Origin of the sequence: Lysinibacillus sp. NPDC096212, from assembly GCF_044763105.1 — a bacterium.
Taxonomy (GTDB): Bacteria; Bacillota; Bacilli; order Bacillales_A; family Planococcaceae; genus Lysinibacillus.
The window spans coordinates 208,937-227,417 of sequence record NZ_JBIWFQ010000004.1; the positions used below are offsets into that span (position 1 = coordinate 208,937).

17 protein-coding genes are annotated in these 18,481 nt (G+C 38.3%); 16 read left to right on the plus strand and 1 reads right to left on the minus strand.

The features are described from left to right. Window positions 1-400: 400 nt before the first annotated feature. The 7 genes from ACIQ7T_RS05930 to ACIQ7T_RS05960 all read left to right on the plus strand — a co-directional run bounded on the left by ACIQ7T_RS05930 (window position 401) and on the right by ACIQ7T_RS05960 (window position 7,590). Window positions 401-829 (plus strand): MarR family winged helix-turn-helix transcriptional regulator, encoded by a 429-nt coding sequence (locus tag ACIQ7T_RS05930; protein ID WP_402869131.1) that lies wholly within the window; start codon window positions 401-403, stop codon window positions 827-829. Window positions 830-840: 11 nt separating this feature from the next. Continuing rightward, window positions 841-2,034, plus strand: a complete 1,194-nt coding sequence (locus tag ACIQ7T_RS05935) for an MFS transporter (protein ID WP_370082263.1) — start codon at window positions 841-843, stop codon at window positions 2,032-2,034. 143 nt (window positions 2,035-2,177) lie between these two features. Further along, window positions 2,178-3,044: an iron uptake system protein EfeO gene (gene efeO, locus ACIQ7T_RS05940; protein ID WP_370082265.1), complete on the plus strand. Its 867-nt coding sequence runs from the start codon at window positions 2,178-2,180 to the stop codon at window positions 3,042-3,044. 6 nt (window positions 3,045-3,050) lie between these two features. Next, window positions 3,051-4,310: an iron uptake transporter deferrochelatase/peroxidase subunit gene (gene efeB, locus ACIQ7T_RS05945; RefSeq protein WP_370082267.1), complete on the plus strand. Its 1,260-nt coding sequence runs from the start codon at window positions 3,051-3,053 to the stop codon at window positions 4,308-4,310. Beyond that, on the plus strand, window positions 4,285-6,000 hold the full coding sequence (locus ACIQ7T_RS05950) for an FTR1 family iron permease (protein ID WP_370082269.1): 1,716 nt from the start codon (window positions 4,285-4,287) through the stop codon (window positions 5,998-6,000). Before efeB ends, ACIQ7T_RS05950 begins: the two co-directional genes overlap by 26 nt. Before the next feature lie 607 nt (window positions 6,001-6,607). After that, entirely contained in the window at window positions 6,608-6,826 is a 219-nt protein-coding gene (locus ACIQ7T_RS05955; protein ID WP_370082271.1) for a hypothetical protein, read from the plus strand. Between the two features lie 314 nt (window positions 6,827-7,140). Beyond that, window positions 7,141-7,590 carry a DUF1569 domain-containing protein gene (locus tag ACIQ7T_RS05960; protein ID WP_370082272.1) on the plus strand — a complete coding sequence of 150 codons (450 nt, stop codon included), beginning with the start codon at window positions 7,141-7,143 and terminating at the stop codon, window positions 7,588-7,590. A gap of 183 nt (window positions 7,591-7,773) precedes the next feature. Here ACIQ7T_RS05960 and ACIQ7T_RS05965 read toward each other — a convergent pair whose 3' ends face one another. After that, window positions 7,774-8,640 carry a pentapeptide repeat-containing protein gene (locus tag ACIQ7T_RS05965; protein ID WP_402869134.1) on the minus strand — a complete coding sequence of 289 codons (867 nt, stop codon included), beginning with the start codon at window positions 8,638-8,640 and terminating at the stop codon, window positions 7,774-7,776. A 222-nt stretch (window positions 8,641-8,862) separates the two neighbouring features. Between ACIQ7T_RS05965 and ACIQ7T_RS05970 the strand changes: the two genes are divergently transcribed. The 9 genes from ACIQ7T_RS05970 to ACIQ7T_RS06010 all read left to right on the plus strand — a co-directional run bounded on the left by ACIQ7T_RS05970 (window position 8,863) and on the right by ACIQ7T_RS06010 (window position 18,363). Beyond that, the gene (locus ACIQ7T_RS05970) at window positions 8,863-9,510 is read left to right on the plus strand and encodes a TetR/AcrR family transcriptional regulator (RefSeq protein WP_370082276.1); all 648 of its coding nucleotides are present in this window, start codon (window positions 8,863-8,865) and stop codon (window positions 9,508-9,510) included. 127 nt (window positions 9,511-9,637) lie between these two features. After that, entirely contained in the window at window positions 9,638-10,801 is a 1,164-nt protein-coding gene (locus ACIQ7T_RS05975) for an MFS transporter (protein WP_402869136.1), read from the plus strand. Beyond that, window positions 10,786-13,104, plus strand: coding sequence for an ABC transporter permease (locus ACIQ7T_RS05980; protein ID WP_402869138.1), 2,319 nt, complete (start codon window positions 10,786-10,788; stop codon window positions 13,102-13,104). The genes ACIQ7T_RS05975 and ACIQ7T_RS05980 overlap by 16 nt, the downstream gene beginning before the upstream one ends. 3 nt (window positions 13,105-13,107) lie before the next feature. Further along, a complete protein-coding gene (locus ACIQ7T_RS05985) occupies window positions 13,108-13,866 on the plus strand; it encodes an ABC transporter ATP-binding protein (protein WP_370082282.1) in 759 nt (252 codons plus the stop codon). Window positions 13,867-14,679: 813 nt separating this feature from the next. Continuing rightward, entirely contained in the window at window positions 14,680-15,459 is a 780-nt protein-coding gene (locus ACIQ7T_RS05990; protein WP_402869140.1) for a hypothetical protein, read from the plus strand. Next, complete coding sequence (locus ACIQ7T_RS05995) at window positions 15,456-15,812, plus strand: GntR family transcriptional regulator (protein ID WP_370082286.1); 357 nt, start codon at window positions 15,456-15,458, stop codon at window positions 15,810-15,812. Before ACIQ7T_RS05990 ends, ACIQ7T_RS05995 begins: the two co-directional genes overlap by 4 nt. 10 nt (window positions 15,813-15,822) lie before the next feature. Beyond that, entirely contained in the window at window positions 15,823-16,518 is a 696-nt protein-coding gene (locus ACIQ7T_RS06000; RefSeq protein WP_370082288.1) for an ABC transporter ATP-binding protein, read from the plus strand. A gap of 5 nt (window positions 16,519-16,523) precedes the next feature. After that, window positions 16,524-17,447 carry an ABC transporter ATP-binding protein gene (locus ACIQ7T_RS06005; protein ID WP_402869143.1) on the plus strand — a complete coding sequence of 308 codons (924 nt, stop codon included), beginning with the start codon at window positions 16,524-16,526 and terminating at the stop codon, window positions 17,445-17,447. Beyond that, the gene (locus ACIQ7T_RS06010) at window positions 17,416-18,363 is read left to right on the plus strand and encodes an ABC transporter permease (RefSeq protein ID WP_370082292.1); all 948 of its coding nucleotides are present in this window, start codon (window positions 17,416-17,418) and stop codon (window positions 18,361-18,363) included. The genes ACIQ7T_RS06005 and ACIQ7T_RS06010 overlap by 32 nt, the downstream gene beginning before the upstream one ends. The last annotated feature ends 118 nt before the right edge of the window (window positions 18,364-18,481 follow it).

Below are 18,481 nucleotides of genomic sequence, written 5' to 3' on the forward strand. Positions count from 1 at the left end.
TCTCAGAGCGACGGAAAGAACTCCTGCATCGACGGAAAGAACCCTCAAGGTGACGGATAGAATCAGCAACGATGGAAAGGAAGGTCTCACCGACGGATAGAAGTCTCAGAGCGACGGAAAGAACTCCTGCATCGACGGAAAGAACCCTCAAGGTGACGGATAGAATCAGCAACGATGGAAAGGAAGGTCTCACCGACGGAAAGAACCCTCAAGGTGACGGATAGAATCAGCAACGACGGAAAGGAAGGTCTCACCGACGGAAAGAACTCTGGTCCCGACGGAAAGAACTACCACACTGACGGAAAGAACATTCTCAAAATGACAGTATTCTCGCAAATTCCCTACTAGACAAATAGAATTTTTAAGTATATAGTTAGCTAGGCTAACTAATTTAAAAGGAGTGGTATTTTTGACAATCGAACAAGAATTTTTTAATCAATACCGCTTAATGTACAGACCGTTTATCAATCTAGTAAATGTGCAGTTAGAGAAATACCAGTTGTATAGTTCTCAATGGGCTCTCCTTCGGTTATTGATGGATAAAGGGCCACATACATTTGTTGACATTGCGAATTTTATGTTTATTGAAAAGCCGAGTGTGACAAGGCTTGTGCAAAAGCTTGTGGAGCTTGGCTATGTGGAAACGGTAGCGGGTAGGGATAAGCGCGAAAAGCTTGTGAAATTAACGGCTAATGGTGAAGAGGTTGTGCAGGAAATTAAGGCACAATTAAAACCATTTTTTGAACAGGCACTCGCAGGCGTATCAGAGAAGGATATTGAAATTGCGACAAAAGTTTTAGCGAACATTTGTGCAAATATCAATAGGTAGGAGAGAAAAAAGTGGAAGCATCTAGACAAAAACTTTGGACGAAGGACTTTTTAATCGTCTCACTTATAAACTTTACCATTACATTAATTTTTTATTTATTGATGGTAACAATTGCAGGTTATGCGGTTGAGCACTTTGGGGCTTCAACTAGTACGGCAGGGCTTGTATCGAGTATTTTTATTATTGGTACTTTATTTGGTCGTCTTGGGACAGGGCGTATCATTGGGGATTGGGGTAGCAAGAAAACATTATTTTGTGGATTATTATTGTTTATGCTATCAACGATGTCTTATTTCATCGCAACGAATTTGCCACTTTTAATGATCAATCGTTTAGTACAAGGGATTGCACTTGGGGTGGCTAGTACGGCGACAGGAACAATTATTGCGCAAATTTTACCGCCTGAGCGTCGAGGGGAAGGTATTGGTTATTACAGCTTAAGTGCTATTTTAGCAACGGCTATAGGACCTTTTGTAGGTATTCTTTTAACACAGCTGTTTGAAGATTATCGTATGATTTTTGCTGTTGATTCCGTATTAGCTATTGTTTGCTTTTTGATGTATTTTATCGTAACCGTTCCGGATGCACCGAAGAAGGCCAAAGAAATGGCTGAGAAAACAGGCTTTAAGCTAAGTAATTTTATCGAAATGCGCGCTGTGCCAATTGCTTTTGTGGCGCTCGTTATTGGCTTTGCCTATTCAGGGGTTATGTCATTTATGACGTTTTACGCGAAAGAGCTTAATTTGGTTACAGCAGGAAGTTATTTCTTTATTATTTATGCAATTGTTATTTTAGCGACACGTCCATTTACAGGGAAATTACTAGACACTAGAGGTGCGAACATTGTTATCTATCCATGTCTAGTCATTTTTGCGATCGGTATGTATGCCTTTAGTTCGGCGACAAGTAGTGTTGTCTTTTTACTAGCTGCTGCTTGCATAGGGATTGGTTATGGCAATTTCAACTCAGTAGCGCAAGCAATAGCTATTAAAGTTACACCAAATGAGCGTTTAGGACTTGCGACATCGACATATTTTATCTTATATGATTTAGGTTTGGGGGTTGGTCCTTATTTCTTAGGATTCTTCGTCCCTACGTCGGGGTACAGTGCCATTTTCTTCGCGATGGTATTCGTTATTTTAGTTTCAATTGTCCTTTATTATTTCTTATACGGAAAGTATGAAAAACAAGCAAAAATTTCATAGGTTAGAATCGTTATATTGAAGAAAAAACATCATTATCAACTAGATAATGATGTTTTTTTCTTTAAATGAAAATACTTCTTGCATTTGAAGATGATAATCATTATCATTCTCGATATAAACTATTTCGGAAGTAGGTACTTAGCATGAAAAAAACATCATTATTGTCAGTATTAGTTGCAGGGGGCATTCTTATGACTGGCTGCGGCAATACAGATGAAGCTAAAAAAGTAGATAAGCCTGCAACAGAGCAAACAGAGCAAGCTTCAAAGGTTGATTTATCTGCTGAACTAGCAGCCTATCAAAAATTTGCTTTAGAGCAAATGGATCAATTCTTAATAAAAACAGAAGACTTTGTGAACGCATTTAAATCTGGTGATATTGAAAAAGCTAAAGCAGCTTATGCACCAGCACGTATGTATTTTGAGCGTTCAGAGCCTATCGCTGAGAGCTTCGGTGATCTTGACCCACGAATTGACGGTCGTTTAGCTGATATCCAAGAAGAAGGTAAAGGCGAGGAAGAATGGACTGGCTATCATAAGCTTGAGCATGCGCTTTGGGTAGAAAATAAAACAGCAGGCTATGAGAAAATTGCAGATCAATTACTAGCAGACGCAAAAGAATTACACGCTTTAGTTCAAACTGTAGAAGTAACACCGGATTTAATGATTACGGGTGCTGTTGATTTATTAAATGAAGTATCGACATCTAAGATCACTGGTGAAGAAGAAATTTATTCTCACACAGACCTTTATGACTTTAAAGCAAACATCGAAGGCGCAGAAAAAATCTTTGAAATCCTACGTCCGAAATTAGAAGCGAAAGACAATGACTTAGTAGCTACATTAGATGAAAAATTCAAAGCAGTAGATGATTTATTGGCACAGCATGCAACAGCTGATGGTGGGTATGTTTCTTACGAAGAGTTAACGGAAGAAAACACAAAAGCACTTGCAGCAGCAGTTAATCAACTTGGAGAACCATTAAGTCAAATGGGTATTATTTTGGAGTGATAATGAATGACAGCGTCAAATGATGAAAAATGGATGAATAAAAAAATATCTAGACGTGACATGTTAAAGCTATCGGGTATCGGAGTAGCTGGTGTAGCTATCGGTGCTTCTGGCTTAGGTGGTGTTATGAAAGTAATGGGCTATGATGTCTTTGAGCCTGTTGCGGACAGCACGACAGCACGTAATAAAGTTGATTTCTATGGAAAACATCAATCTGGCATTATTACACCAGTCCAAACAAATATTTATTTTGCTTCTTTGGATGTTTTATTTACATCAAAGAAAGAACTACAAGAGTTGTTCAAACAATGGACACCTCTTGTTGTACGTTTAATGAATGGTGAATTAATGGTAGATTTAACGAAAAATGCTAGTATCCCAACAGGAGATACGGGTGAGGCGGCAGGATTGGATGCATCAAACTTATCGATCACAATAGGTATAGGACCATCTTTGTTTGATAAGCTTGGTATCCAGCATTTGAAACCTGCTGAATTGAAGGATTTACCGCATTTCCCGAAAGATCAATTGCAAAAAGAATTTACTGGTGGCGATCTTTGTATTCAAGCTTGTGCGGATGATCCACAGGTAGCATTCCACGCAGTGCGTAATTTAGTTCGAGCAGCTTCAGGCAAGGTTGAAATTAAATGGTCTCAAGCAGGCTTTAACTCATTCCCCGCTGGTGGGGGAACACCGAGAAATTTATTTGCATTTAAGGATGGCACTGGAAATCCATCGACTACCGACGACAAAGATTTAAATAAAGTTGTATGGGTCGATAAAGGATGGCTAAAAGGCGGCTCTTATTTAGTTGCACGTAAAGTTCAAATGCATCTTGAAACATGGGATCGCACATCTTTGAAGGAGCAGGAGGCAACATTTGGTCGTTATCGCGATAGTGGTGCACCTTTCGGTAAAAAGAAAGAGTTCGATGATTTTGATGTAGAGGCGAAAGATAGTAACGGTGAGTATATTATGCCAGATACTTCACATGTCCATTTGGCACGTAAATCAGGTGCACGTATTTTACGTCGTTCTTACTCTTATGCATCAGGTGTTATGACGAATACTGGTGCGCACGATGCCGGACTATTATTTATATCTTATCAAAAAGACCCAGCCCAATTTACAACAGTTCAAAATAGCTTAGGGCGAATGGATAAAATGAATGAGTACATTACCCATCGAGGCAGCGCAGTGTTTGCTTGTTTCCCTGGTGTATCAAAGGGGAGTTATATAGGTGAAGCACTTTTTAACACGTTGTAGTTTAGTACTTTGCTTGTTATTGGCACTTGCTGTACCGGTGCAGGCAGCGCAATCATATAGTCATTTGTACATTTCTATAAGTGATGCGCTAATGAATACGAAGCAAGACAAAGAAGCTGAGGCACAACATGCCCTTGAACAATTTGCTACAGACTGGGCGTCGGTCACTTCTGAGCAAAAGGATGCAAAAGAAAAAGTGGACGAAATTCTTACGCAAGCAGTTGAAGCTACGTCTAAGGATGAACGTTTAAAGGCACTATCTGACTTGTCAAATGCCTTACGTGCATTAGAAAAGCTTGAGAATCCTGTAGATGAAGCCGCGCAGCGAGCAGAATTTGGCACGAAATTTAAACCTATCATGAAAGCATTTGAAGATGCTTTATCTAGCGGTGATTTAACTACAATCGATGCGGCGTATAAGGATTTTAATGCGAAATGGAAGAAAATTGAACGCCCTGTACGTGAGCAAAGCATTGCGATGTACGGTCAAATTGAAACACAGATGGCCTTTATTCGGATCTCACTTGCTTCTGAAAAGCCAGATGTAACTTTAATGCAATCGCAATATGCAGATTTAAAACAAACAATCGAGGATTTTGTAGCAGGTAATGATACGGCGAAAGTTGTTGAAGGTGAGTATTCTTTAGCAACATTAGTCGCTTATATTGATGAGGCGAATGATTTTATCGATGCAGGTGACTACAAGGCTGCATCTGATAAAATTCGAGAGTTCATTAAAATATGGCCAAGTGTAGAGATTGATATTTCAACACGTAACGGTAGCCTTTATACAAAAATTGAAAGTGATATGCCGATTCTCGTTAGTGACTTATTAAAATCAAACGTCGATGTCAAAGCAATTAAAAGTAAGCTTGATACTTTCCGCACTGAAATTGAGCTGATTCAAGGTGACTCGGATTATACTCTGTGGGATGCAGCATTAATCTTACTGCGAGAGGGCTTAGAGGCACTGCTCATTATTATGGCATTAGTATCGTTCTTAGAGAAATCTGGACAAAAAACAATGCGCAAATGGATATTTGTTGGCGCATTTGTAGGGATCTTACTATCAGCGGTAGCAGCTGTTTTAATGTCGACACTTTTCCAATCTGCGACAATTGATACAAGTCGAGAGCTGATGGAAGGTTATATTGGGTTACTAGCAGCTGCAATGATGATTGGAGTTGGTATTTGGCTCCATAGTAAATCAAGTGTGACAAGCTGGAATCGCTATATTTCCAAACAAATGGGCAATGCCATCTCAACTGGCTCGGTGTTTGCGATGGCAGCAATTAGCTTCCTATCCGTTTTCCGTGAAGGTGCAGAAACACTTGTCTTTTATGCGGGGATTGCACCTAAAATGGAGACATCTCAATTTGTACTAGGTATCATAGTAGCACTTTTATTATTAGCTATTTTTGCATTTGTGTTATTGAAAGCAAGTGGAAAAATTCCAATTCATAAATTTTTCGCAGTGGCAACGGTGTTAATCTATGTATTGGCATTTAAAATTATTGGTGTCAGTCTGCACACTTTGCAGCTAAGAGATTCAGTTTCAACAACAATTGTGGATGGCTTGCCAGTTGTCAGCATCATTGGATTCTATCCAACAGTAGAAACAATGCTTGGACAAGCGATTTTACTTTTACTTGTTGTAGCTACGATTATTTATAAAAAGAAACAAAAATAAGTAGAAGGGCGGATGAATATATTTTCATCTGCCTTTTTGCTTGTCGATAAATATTTTATGTAATTAATTGTATTGTTTTTACCTTTTCTGAATAAAGTTGTGCTTATTGAAACGAAAGGTAGGGGCTTCTTCAATAAGTAGAAATAGAGTATTATTGTATGGAGAGGATGAATATGGTGAAAATCATAAAGAAAAATATACAATATCCGTTAATTTTTTTCATACTATGTATTATATTTCAATGGTTATTTCGTGGTGACATTCAATGGGGACAAATTATTGGAGTTTCAATTTTAATTTTCCTTTTTCATATATTTTACGATTGGGCAAATATCCCCTATAAATGGAAGAAGGAATAAGCTTTTTTGAGTTATTATTCGAATAGGCTTTATAAATTGTTACGGTAGCTAACTCAAAGTTGGACTCGTGCTACAATTGTTTTAACTTGTTTCAGCGGAAGTCCAAATATCCTCAGAAATAGAGGAACTTTGTCCAAGAACATCATGTCCTGTGGCAATTTATCTGTGCGAAAGCAAAGTGACAGCAACATCAACACATGACTCAGTGACCAACATCAAGTTGGCCAAAAGAATATGGGGGGATGGAGATGGATAGTGACAACAAATACGGTAATGAAAGTAACGAAAGCTACAGTTATCAAACCTACAATATTTTTGCGTATATTATCGGTATTCTATTTTCACCATTATTAGGGGTGATTATGGGAATTGTAGGTGTAATACAGCGTAAGAAAAATGCATGGAGTATTATTATCATTTCAATTCTTGGTTGGGTTCTGAATGTATTCGTAATTAATAATCTATAGATGTAGCTTTACTGGAATAGGGATTGTATAATCATTAAGTACAATTTTCATAATGAATGCTCCAACAATCTAGGGGACTTGTGCGTATTACAACTCATACACGTAAGTCCTTTTGTTATGTTGTTCACTCACTTACTGGAACTCTACATTTTCATATGGAGCGCTGCATGTCAAAGCTGTGGTTATGATTGAATCAAATCTCACAAGTGCTACAGCTGCTTTGAATATTTCTGTAGTCTTAATCAAACTTTATTATAAATAGCGGTGTCAGCCGTTTAAAATACCGTACATCTTTAAAGGGGATATCCAAACTAATGAAAAATATTTTTGACCATATGCATACAGCAGAAGTTTTAAAGCGTATCGACAAATTGAGTCCAAATTCACAACCGCAATGGGGAAAAATGGATGTTGCCCAAATGCTAGCGCATTGTTCATCTTTCCAGGACATCGCAATGGGAAATTCTTTTCCACCAAGGAGTTGGTTAGGAATAATAGTAGGGAGGTTTGCAAAACAAATCGTTTACAATGACAAGACATTGCCTCATAATATGTCTACTATTCCAACTATTTTGATTGCAGATGATAGAGAATTTGAGACAGAAAAAGAAAAGCTTAAACAAAAAATTATCACATTCCAAAATAACGGACCAGAGAAGTGCACAACACATCCGCATCCTTTTTTTGGGAAACTCACTTCTGAGCAATGGGGTAAATGCGTATACAAGCACCTTGACCATCATTTTAAACAGTTTGGAGTTTAACTTTTTTCATCAACAAGTGTTTTCTGTAGCGACAAGTACGGTTCAATTGAATATAGAAAAAGCATGTTTTGATCATTCTTTTTTCAAAACACGCTTTTTCTATTTGCTCTTTTTCATGATTTATAGAAACTGCAGCTAAACAAAATAGTGTTTTTCTCAGTCTGAGGGGGAGCTGCTTAGAAGTTAGTTACCCCAATGAGACGGACGCTTCAGGTGAGAGGGTAATTTTGTTTGGTGATTGCCTTGTGCTGAATTTATTTGCATTTGGGTTAAAAACATACTGCTAGAAAGGTCTGCGCCACGTAAATTTGCGTCACGTAAATCCGCACCTATAAAATCAATACCTCTTAAATCTGCATTTTGTAGGTTGGCAGCAATTAAATAAGCTCCTCTAAGATCGGTTGCTCTTAAATCCTTGCCTTTTAAATTCTTCCCAATCCAATCAACCCCACGATAGTTATACTTTCGAGCGTTTTTTCCATTAATATTCTCGATAAGGTTTTGGCGAATTTGCTCACTTGTTTCTAACAGTAAAACATTCACTGGCAGTCGGAAATTAGGAATATCTATTGCTAGTAATGCATCTGCTTCTAGCTCAGTTGCACGCTGTAGTTGTTCTAATTGCATATGTAGTTTATTAAATAGGAATGAATCGACCGTATACGATAATGCCTCTGCTACGTAGGCGATCATTTCATAAAGTTGTTCCATAATCGGAAAGACTCGATACATTTTCTCAGAAATTTCAGGGTGTTGTCGCCAGTCTTGTCCATGGAAGGTTGTTTGTGACACCTTTTGTCCTGCTCCTAAACAATCAAAAACTGTACACCCTTTAAACCCTTGATCTCTAAGTTTACTATGAATTTGACAGCTAAAATCCGATTGTAGATTAGGGCAAGGTGTCCCAGCTGCTTTATTAATGGCAAAGTCGCTAGAAGCAGCAATGTTTAAAGCCGTGCAACATAGACCAAAACAGCTTTGGCAATCTGCCTGTAAACTTTCACGTATTTTTTTCCCTATTGTATAATCGATTTTTTTTACTTCAGACATTATTGTTTACCTCACTCAGCACATAAACTTTTTACATTTTATTCTATCACTTATTATGCGTTAAAAGGATAATTTTGTATGGATAAATTTATTATTTACCTCTAGATATTTAGGAAATAAATTGATAGTTTTTTACAAAATCGGAATAGCCCATTGACAATTTATTGTAAAATGCTATAATTTTTATCGACAGACAGTCGGTCTATTAAGGGGGGAGTAAACATGAGAAAAGAAGCGATAGAGCGCAGAAACGAAATACTTGATGCGGCTGATGAGCTTTTCGGCCAGAAGGGTTTTGATGGCACAAGTACTAACGATATTCTTGAAAAGGTCGGAATTGCACGGGGAACGCTGTATTATCACTTCAAGTCGAAGGAAGATATTATGGACGCGCTTATTGATCGATATAATACTCAAATTTTAGGTGCAGCCAATGGAATTGCTGCAGATAAGAGCATAGCCGTTCACGAGCGTATTGTTCGTGTTGTGATGGCACTAAACATAAGCGGCGGAAATGGCAAGGAAATTATTGACCATATACATAAGCCTCAGAACGCGCTTATGCATCAGAAAATACAAAAGGTTATCATTAATGGTCTTCCACCGATATTGACGGAAATAATTCGTGAGGGTATTGAGCAAGGACTATTTAGTACACCGTATCCGTATGAATGTATGGAAATGATTGTGGCCTATACGAATACCGTTTTTGATGATGATATGGTAGATCTGACAGATGAAGAACGTGCTGCACGTATACCAGCTTTTATATTCAACGTAGAAAGACTGCTCGGTGTCGAAAGCGGAAGTCTTATGTACATGATGAAGATGTTTGGCAGTGGGGGTGAAGAAAATAGAAACAACAGTTAATTCAGAGGGGTTATTCGGGAGATTTCTTCTGCTATGGTCAGGACAACTAATTTCAGCAATAGGAAGCGGGCTTACAGCGTTTGGGCTTGGTATTTATGTTTTCTGACAGACGGGAAAGGCATCGGCAATGGCACTTGTAACCTTACTTGCGTTTATGCCTTCGCTTCTATTAAGCCCTGTAGCAGGAGTGCTTGCGGATCGTTATGACCGAAGACTTTTAATGGTGTTAGGCGACAGTCTTTCAGCGATAGGACTTGTTTATATTCTTATCTGTATGCTTAGCGGGGAAGCACTGTTATGGCAGATTTGTGTGGGAGTTACAATAAGCTCGGTGTTTTCATCGCTGCTTGATCCCGCATACAAGGCTACGGTTACGGATTTACTGACCGAGGAACAATACACAAAGGCAAGTGGTTTAGTCCAGGTGGCGGGTTCTGCAAAATATTTGATTTCACCTATTATTGCGGGATTTTTGCTTGTCGTTTCGGATATAAAGCTTTTGCTTGTCATCGACATCTGTACATTTTTTGTAACCGTTTCTTCAGCCCTTGCAGTACGGAGAGGTCTTGTTTCAAAGAAGTATGAACAGACACAATCATTTTTCCATGAGTTCAAAGATGGTTGGCGTGCAGTTTCTGAAAATCGAGGTGTGCTCGTTCTTGTAATGATGACATCGGTGCTGACATTTTATCTTGGAATTATTGAAACACTTTCCATTCCGATGTTGCTTACTTTTACGAGCAGCTCCGTAATAGGAACGGTGGAAACTTTTGTTGCTATGGGGATGCTCGTATCCAGTGTGATCATTGGATTTCTTCCAATCAAAAAAGGTTATGTGAAAATTCTTTCGTTTTCGCTATTTTTTGAAGGAGTATTTATGGCGGCATTCGGACTTCGCGAAAATATAATACTTATTTGCATTTCAGGCTTTTTCTTTTTTGCCATGATGCCATTTGCAAACTCAACATTGGATTTTCTTGTTCGTACTAACATTGATAATGCCGTTCAGGGTAGAGCGTGGTCACTTATCGGGGTAATTTCACAGCTTGGATTTGTTGTCGCCTATGCTCTCTCAGGTATACTTGCAGATTATGTGTTCACCCCTTTGCTAGTTGACGGCGGATTGCTTGCCGACAGTGTAGGGAAAATTACTGGTACAGGTCAAGGCAGAGGAATGGGCTTACTCATCATAATTGCTGGCATTTTATTATGTGTTACTTCATTCATTCTGTTCAACTTGAAGTCAGTTAAAAAGCTTGAAAACAGAGGTGACGTATGTATTACAGAATAATCCGGAATGACATTTCTAAAAGCAAACTGATAACGCTGACAACAACAATATTTGTCGCCGCAGCGGCTATGCTCGTTTCTCTCTCGGCGATACTTATCATCAATCTTTCAGGTGCGATTGATTCACTTATGAATCAGGCGAAAACTCCGCATTTTATGCAAATGCACTCGGGGGATATTAATACTGTACGGCTTGCGAATTTCGCGGAGCAAAATAGCGATGTCGATGAATTTCAAGTACTTGAGTTTCTCAATATGGATAACGGGCAAATTATTTTAGGGGATAGTTCGCTTGCGAATAATGTTCAAGACAATGGTTTCAGCATACAGAGTGAAAAATTCGATTATCTTCTTGATCTTGAAGGAAACATTATCAACGTATCCGATGGCGAGCTTTATGTTCCAATTAACTATATGAAGGACAACACAACTAGAGTCGGTGATAAAGCCGTAATAGGTGGAAAGGAATTTACTGTAGCGGGCTTCCTTCGTGATTCACAGATGAATTCTATGCTGTCTTCTTCAAAAAGATTTCTAGTCAGTCCGAATGATTACGCGGCAATAAAAGACCATGGAAGTATGGAATATTTGATTGAGTTTAGATTAAAGGATTTATCTGAGCTCGGTGAATTTGAAACTGCTTATGCCTCCGCAGGACTTGAAGCGAACGGGCCAACGATTACATATCCACTTTTCAAAACACTTAACGCATTTTCTGACGGGATCATGATAGCAGTTATTCTTCTTATAAGCGTTCTCGTCGTTGCCATCGCATTTATGTGTATACGCTTTACACTTCTTGCGAAAATTGAGGACGATTACCGTGAAATTGGTGTTATGAAGGCAATAGGGCTACGTCTATCTGACATTAAGAAAATTTATCTTGCGAAGTACACAGCGATTGCAGCAGGGGGGAGTATTCTCGGTTTTGCACTTTCGTTCTTATTCAAAGGCATCCTTCTTGAAAATATCCGGCTTTATATGGGGGAAAGTGAAAACTCTTCCTTTGCTGCGGCTTTAGGAATAATCGGAATTCTGCTTGTATTCCTCGCAATCATTGCCTATGTAAGCGGGGTGCTGAGACGCTTTCGGAAAATATCTGCTGCAGAAGCAATCCGTTTTGGTACTTCACAGGAAAAAAACGCAGGCGCAAAGCTTTTTAGTTTGAATGAAAACAAACTGCTTAACACGAATATTTTTCTTGGTATCAAAGATGTTCTTGCAAGGAAAAGACTTTACGCCACAATGCTTGCAGTACTTGTAATTTCAGCATTTATCATTATTGTTCCACAAAACCTTTACAACACGATTTCCTCAACAAGTTTCATTAAATATATGGGTATTGGAAACTACGATATTCGTATCGATATTCAGCAGACTGATCATATATCCCAAAAATCTGCAGATGTTTTAAAATCGATGAACAGTGATAGTTCCATTTCAAAATATACCATCCTTACAACTAAGACATTCAAAACCAAAAAGGAAGACGGTTCGGAAGAAAATATAAAAATCGAACTCGGCGACCATTCAATATTCCCAATTCAATATACCGAGGGCAGAGCACCCGCAGCAGAAAACGAAATTGCACTTTCGGCTTTGAACGCTGATGAAATGAGCAAAAAGGTCGGCGATGTCATTACGATCGTGATGAAGGGGAAGGAGACAAAGCTCACGGTCAGTGGCATTTATTCCGACATTACGAACGGCGGAAAAACAGCAAAGGCTGTTTTTACCGACAATTCGGAAGGTATAATGTGGAGCGTGATTTGCGCGAAGCTTTCAGATATATATCTTGTTAATGAAAAAGTCTCAGAGTATGCGGACAGATTTACTTTCGCTAAGATTTCCAATATCGATGAATTTGTAACTCAAACATTCGGCTCGACTATAAAATCAGTCGGCAAAGCATCCATTGCTGCCATTGCTATAGCACTCGTAATAACGGTACTAGTAACACTGTTATTTATGAAAATGCTTGTCGCAAAGGACAGATATTCGATTGCCGTCATGAAAGCATTAGGTTTTACAAATAAGGATATTACGATACAGTTTGCTTCGCGAGCGGTATTCGTATCAATGATCGGCATTGTTCTTGGCACTCTACTAGCAAATACTCTCGGAGAAGTACTTGCAGGCGCAATTATCTCCTCGTTTGGGGCGTCGTCGTTTAGTTTTTCAATTAATCCACTCTCGGCGTACGTGATTTGTCCGTTAATGATGGTATGCTCGGTACTGATCACAACAATAATTGGTACATCGGGCGCGGGGAAAATAAAAATATCCGAAAATATAAAGGAGTAGTTTATGAAGAAGATTATAAGCGGTGAACATATTGTAAAATCTTTCGGTGAGGGCGATGAAAAGTGCAATGTTCTCGACGGAGCGTCCGTTGACATAAACGAGGGTGAGTTTGTTGCGATAATGGGACCCTCTGGCTCGGGAAAATCAACGCTAATGTTTGCACTGAGTGGCATGGACAGCGTTGATGGCGGAAGGGTTATTTTTGATGGTAATGATTTATCGTCAGTCGGAGAGGTTGAACTTTCAGATATACGTAGAACTAAAATGGGCTTTGTATTTCAGCAGCCAACGATGCTTAAAAATCTAAATATTCTCGATAATATAATTCTTCCATCAATGCGCGAAAACAGAAAAAACGTTGCAAAAATATCAGAGAAGGCAAGGGCACTTATGAAGAGGGTAGGCATTAAGGAGCTTGAAATGCGCGACATTACACAAGTTTCGGGAGGGCAGCTACAGCGAGCAGGGATCTGCCGAGCGCTTTTGAACAGCCCGAAAATCATCTTCGGCGATGAGCCTACAGGTGCACTTAACTCAAAATCAGCACAGGAGATCATGGACATCTTTTCCGAAATTAACGCGGGCGGTACAGCGATTATGCTTGTCACTCACGATGCAAAAGTAGCGGCGCGGACGGAGCGTGTGATGTTTATGCGTGATGGAAAAATCGTAAGTGAGCTGAAACTTCCAAAATTTGATGGAACGAATATTGATGGCAGAGTAGGGAAAGTAACGGAGAAAATGTGGGAAATCGGAATATGAGTTGCTGTATCAATTAACACCGAATCTCACAATGAAGAATGCAGGATTTCTATAGTAGTTACGTACCGAGTTGGCAATAAATCATTGGTTTTAGAGCATCAAAAAATTTATTAGCTTGTGTCGACAACTCCCAAGAATACATGCTCACTAATGAAATAATCGAACTTGACTTAGATGAAAAGAAGTTAAAGTAGTTGGGAAAATGGGTTAGATTTGGCTTTTATCACTGTGTTAGAAGCTTTTCTGTTAAACCAATGACAACAGTCTAAATATATATATTTTGGGAGAGCGAGTAGCGTTAACACTCCGCATTTGCGCTGATAAACTTTAACTTTTCCATTCAAGAATGAATAGTAAAAGGATTCATGCACAGTTTTATGTGTGAATCTTTTTTTTGCTCTTTGCAAGGTGGATGTCGATAAAATTCAGAAGTTGGGTGATAAAAATTAAAAGTTGGGCGATAATTCCTGAAAGTGTTCCGATAAAACTAAAAAAGTTGGATGCCATTTTGTAAAACGTATGTCAGATGAATTGGTTGATTGGAGTGGAGACAGAATGCCCCTAGGAAGCTCTGCTCTGCGCGAAAGCAACAAATGTTTTATCTGTGCGAAAGCCTAGCGACAGTAACAAAGCGCCCAGTCAGTACGGAAATCACCCCCCTCGCTTTGCTGAAAAGGCAAGAGGCATACGTTATTCTGCTTAAATTCATGAAGGAAGAGCCATTTAATTAGCGGTTCTTCCTTTTTTTTGCTTTTGATACTTGCAAAGTTAAAAGTCATAGTGTAATATTTGGCTAGTACACTATGACACGAGGTGTTTATTTTGAAAAATTTTGCAGGGCTATTGAAAAAGGAATGGGTGCTCTATAGGGCATGGTTAATCGGTGGGATTTTTATTGGGATCATGCTGTCAATGGTAGTTCCATATTTAATTAGGCGTTTTAGTAATGAATTTACGATGGAAAACCAGCTGCCATTTTTCTTCTCGATATTAGTACTTATGTTAGGTGGTTTTTTTTCGGTATTACAATATCTAGTTAGTATCCGTAATGACTTAAGGACCAAAGAGATCTGGCTGCATTCAACTAGTTCCATTGCACAGCTTGTAGGTGTGAAAATTGTATTCTCCTTAATAGGATACGCTATCTTCAATTTTATCTTTGTGAGTATAGCTATTTACAATGTTAAAGATGGGATTATAGGCAACTTCGCCCAAATACTTTTATTGCTTATATTTACCGTGGCAATTATTGTTATTTTTCAATTGATGATGTTTGTGATAGTGCTACTATTTTTTGCATTTAATTTCCAAATGAAACACTTTATTGGTAACTTTTCCGTAGTTATCACTATGTTTACCTTTTTCTTCAGTTTGAATTTATGGTTCGAATTTACAAAAAGTAAGTTATATGATAATATTTTCCATCGTATGGGTATTTCATTAACGGGTCTGGAACAATTTTTCCCGAAGTCACCAACAATGAATTTAAGTTTGAGCACAATGTATATCGTAGATGAAGTAGCAACTTTTATTTTGGTAGCAATCCTATTTTTCATAGCGACAAAGTGGCTTGAAAAGGTGGTTTTACGATGACAATCGACTTTTCACGTGATAAGCCCATTTATAGTCAGCTAGTAGATCGGATATGTGGGGACATTTTGAAAGGGAATCTAGTGCTTGGGGATCGACTTCCTTCGGTACGAGAATATGCAGTGGAAACAGGTGTTAATGTAAATACTGTGCAACGGGTGTATAAGGAGTTAGAAGCGATGAATATAACGGAAACTAAACGAGGTCAAGGTACATTTATTACAACTAATGAAGAGCGAATTGCGCTTTTACGCGAAGAAATGAAAACTCAATTAGCAGATCATTTTTTAACTTCCATTGAAGCACTTGGATTTTCAAAGGAAGAGATGCTTGTTGTTTTACAAAATAAATCGTGAGGTGAAATAAATGCTACAGTTATCGAATGTTTCTTTTCGTTATATGAAAAAGCCTATTTTACAAGATGTGTCTTTTTCCTTTCCTGTGGGACAAATCATAGGGCTTGTTGGAGAAAATGGTAGTGGTAAGTCGACGCTATTAAAAGTGTTGGCAGGTTTATTACGTCCATCAAGTGGTGAAGTATTGCTAAACGGAACGCCTGTTACACGTAGAAGTGCTGACAAAATTGCATATTTACCAGATATTGATTTGTTTTTTGATTTTTACACAGGTGAGCAGCTTTTTCAGCACTATGCTTCTCAATTCAAAGATTTTTCGTATGATAAGGCATGTATTGTTGCGGAGTTTTTACAGGTTGATAAAAGTGTGAAACTACGGCAATTATCAAAGGGGAACCGTGGTCGAATGAAAATGGCCGCAACTCTTGGGCGAGAAGTACCCTATTATTTAATGGATGAACCATTTTCTGGTCTTGATCCTATTGTTCGTGAACAGCTCATTAAAGGGTTAATTCAATTTACAGATATTGAACACCAAACAATATTATTATCAACGCATGAATTATATGAGGTAGAGCCTATTTTAGATCAAATCATTTTATTGCAAAATGGTTCGATTATTGCACATGAGGAAGTAGAAACGATTCGAGATGTCTCGAATAAGGATGCTGTGCAATGGATGAAGGCGTATTATAAGAAAGGGTGAAATTAATGACAACACAACCAATTGTTCAATTGCAAAATATATCAAAAACCATTCGTGGTAAGCAATTGATTCAGCAATTGAATATCGATTTATATCCAGGTCAAATTACTGGATTTTTAGGACCGAATGGAGCAGGGAAAACGACGACAATTCGTATGATGACAGGGCTTATGCATCCAACTGAGGGGAATGTCATTATTGATGGTCTTTCTCTAAAGGACAATTATGAAGAAGCGATTAGTAAGGTCGGCGTAATTGTAGAAAATCCGGAAATGTATAAATTTATGACGGGCTATAAAAACTTGCTGCACTTTGCACGTATGCATAAAAACGTTACAAAAGAGCGTATTGAAGAGGTCATTAAACAAGTTGGTCTTGAAAAGCGCATTCATGAAAAGGTGTCAACGTATTCGTTAGGAATGCGTCAGCGTTTAGGACTTGCACAGGCACTACTTCATCGACCGAAGTTTTTAATTTTAGATGAACCAACAAATGGTCTGGATCCAGCAGGTATCCGCGAATTTCGTATGTATTTGCGTAAAATTGCGGCGGAGGATGGAGTATCTGTTTTTGTTTCCAGTCATTTATTATCCGAAATTGAGTTAATGTGTGATCGAGTAGCTGTCATACAAAATGGCAAACTTATCGATATTCGTGATATCAACGTTGAAACTTCTTCGTTTTATTATATTGAAGCTACACCAAATGATCAGGCTGCAGCACTTCTACAAAAACTTGATTACAACTTTGTTGCAGAAAATAATGGTTATGTAGTGGAAATAAAGAAAGAGGATATACCGAAACTCATTTCACAATTTGTTAATGAAGGAATTCAATTATTTGCCGTCCAACCACATCAAAAAACGTTAGAGGATCAATTCCTAGAAATGACAGGAGGTGGCCAAATTGCTGAAGCTAATTCAAAATGAATGGATGAAATTATGGCATAAAAAAGGTACTTGGGTAATGGTCGCGCTATTAATCCTCTTTATTATTGGTCCTGGTATTATGATGAAATACTATGAAACAAAAACGACAGAGGATATAACGTGGCAGGAAAGTGAACAGAAGGCTATTAATAATAATAAAGAGATGATGAAAGAAGACGGTTTATCGGTAGAGGATAAAAAACGCTTCGAGGAGCAAATTGCTATTTCTGAGTATCGAATAGCAAACGATGTGCCGTCTCAAGAAAATCTAAGTGTAGCAAGCTTTATGTCATTTACAGGTAGCATGCTGACTTTAGTGACATTATTTACAGTTATTACTGCAGCAAGTATTGTATCTAGTGAATTCTCTACTGGTACGATTAAAATGCTATTAACACGTCCGGTTTCGCGAGCAAAAATATTAACTTCAAAATTACTTACAACTTTCATATTCGGACTCTTATTGTTTGTTGTCAATGTAGTAGTAAGTGCTCTTGTTGGACTGATACTATTTGGCGGTTCAACTGGTGTTGAGCTAGAAATCGTCAACGGTCAAGTTGTTGAAAAAGCAGTATGGAATGATTTAGCTTATCACTATTTACTTTCTGGCGGAGACTTTGTCATGTCAATATTGTTCGCTTTCTTAGTGGGCTCAGTTTTCCGTTCAAGCTCTTTAGCGATTGGCTTAACGATGTTCTTATCTTTTACAGGTGGAATGATTGTGATGTTCCTAAGCAGATTTGAAATCGTTAAATATATTTGGCTAACACATTCAGACTTAACACAGTATGAAAAAGGCAATTTTATAGTAGATGATATGACAATGCCATTCTCACTCACAATTCTTGCGATTTACGCTGTAATTTTCCTTGTGATCAGCTATATGTCCTTTACGAAACGCGATGTAACTGCATAAAAAGGCGTTAGCTGTTTCATGAACTGCACCTCAATTGTTAGAGATATAACTAACAATTGGAGGTGCTTTTTTTGTCTGGATGAGACAATTTTAGTTGTTATATGTATTGGATGACCAT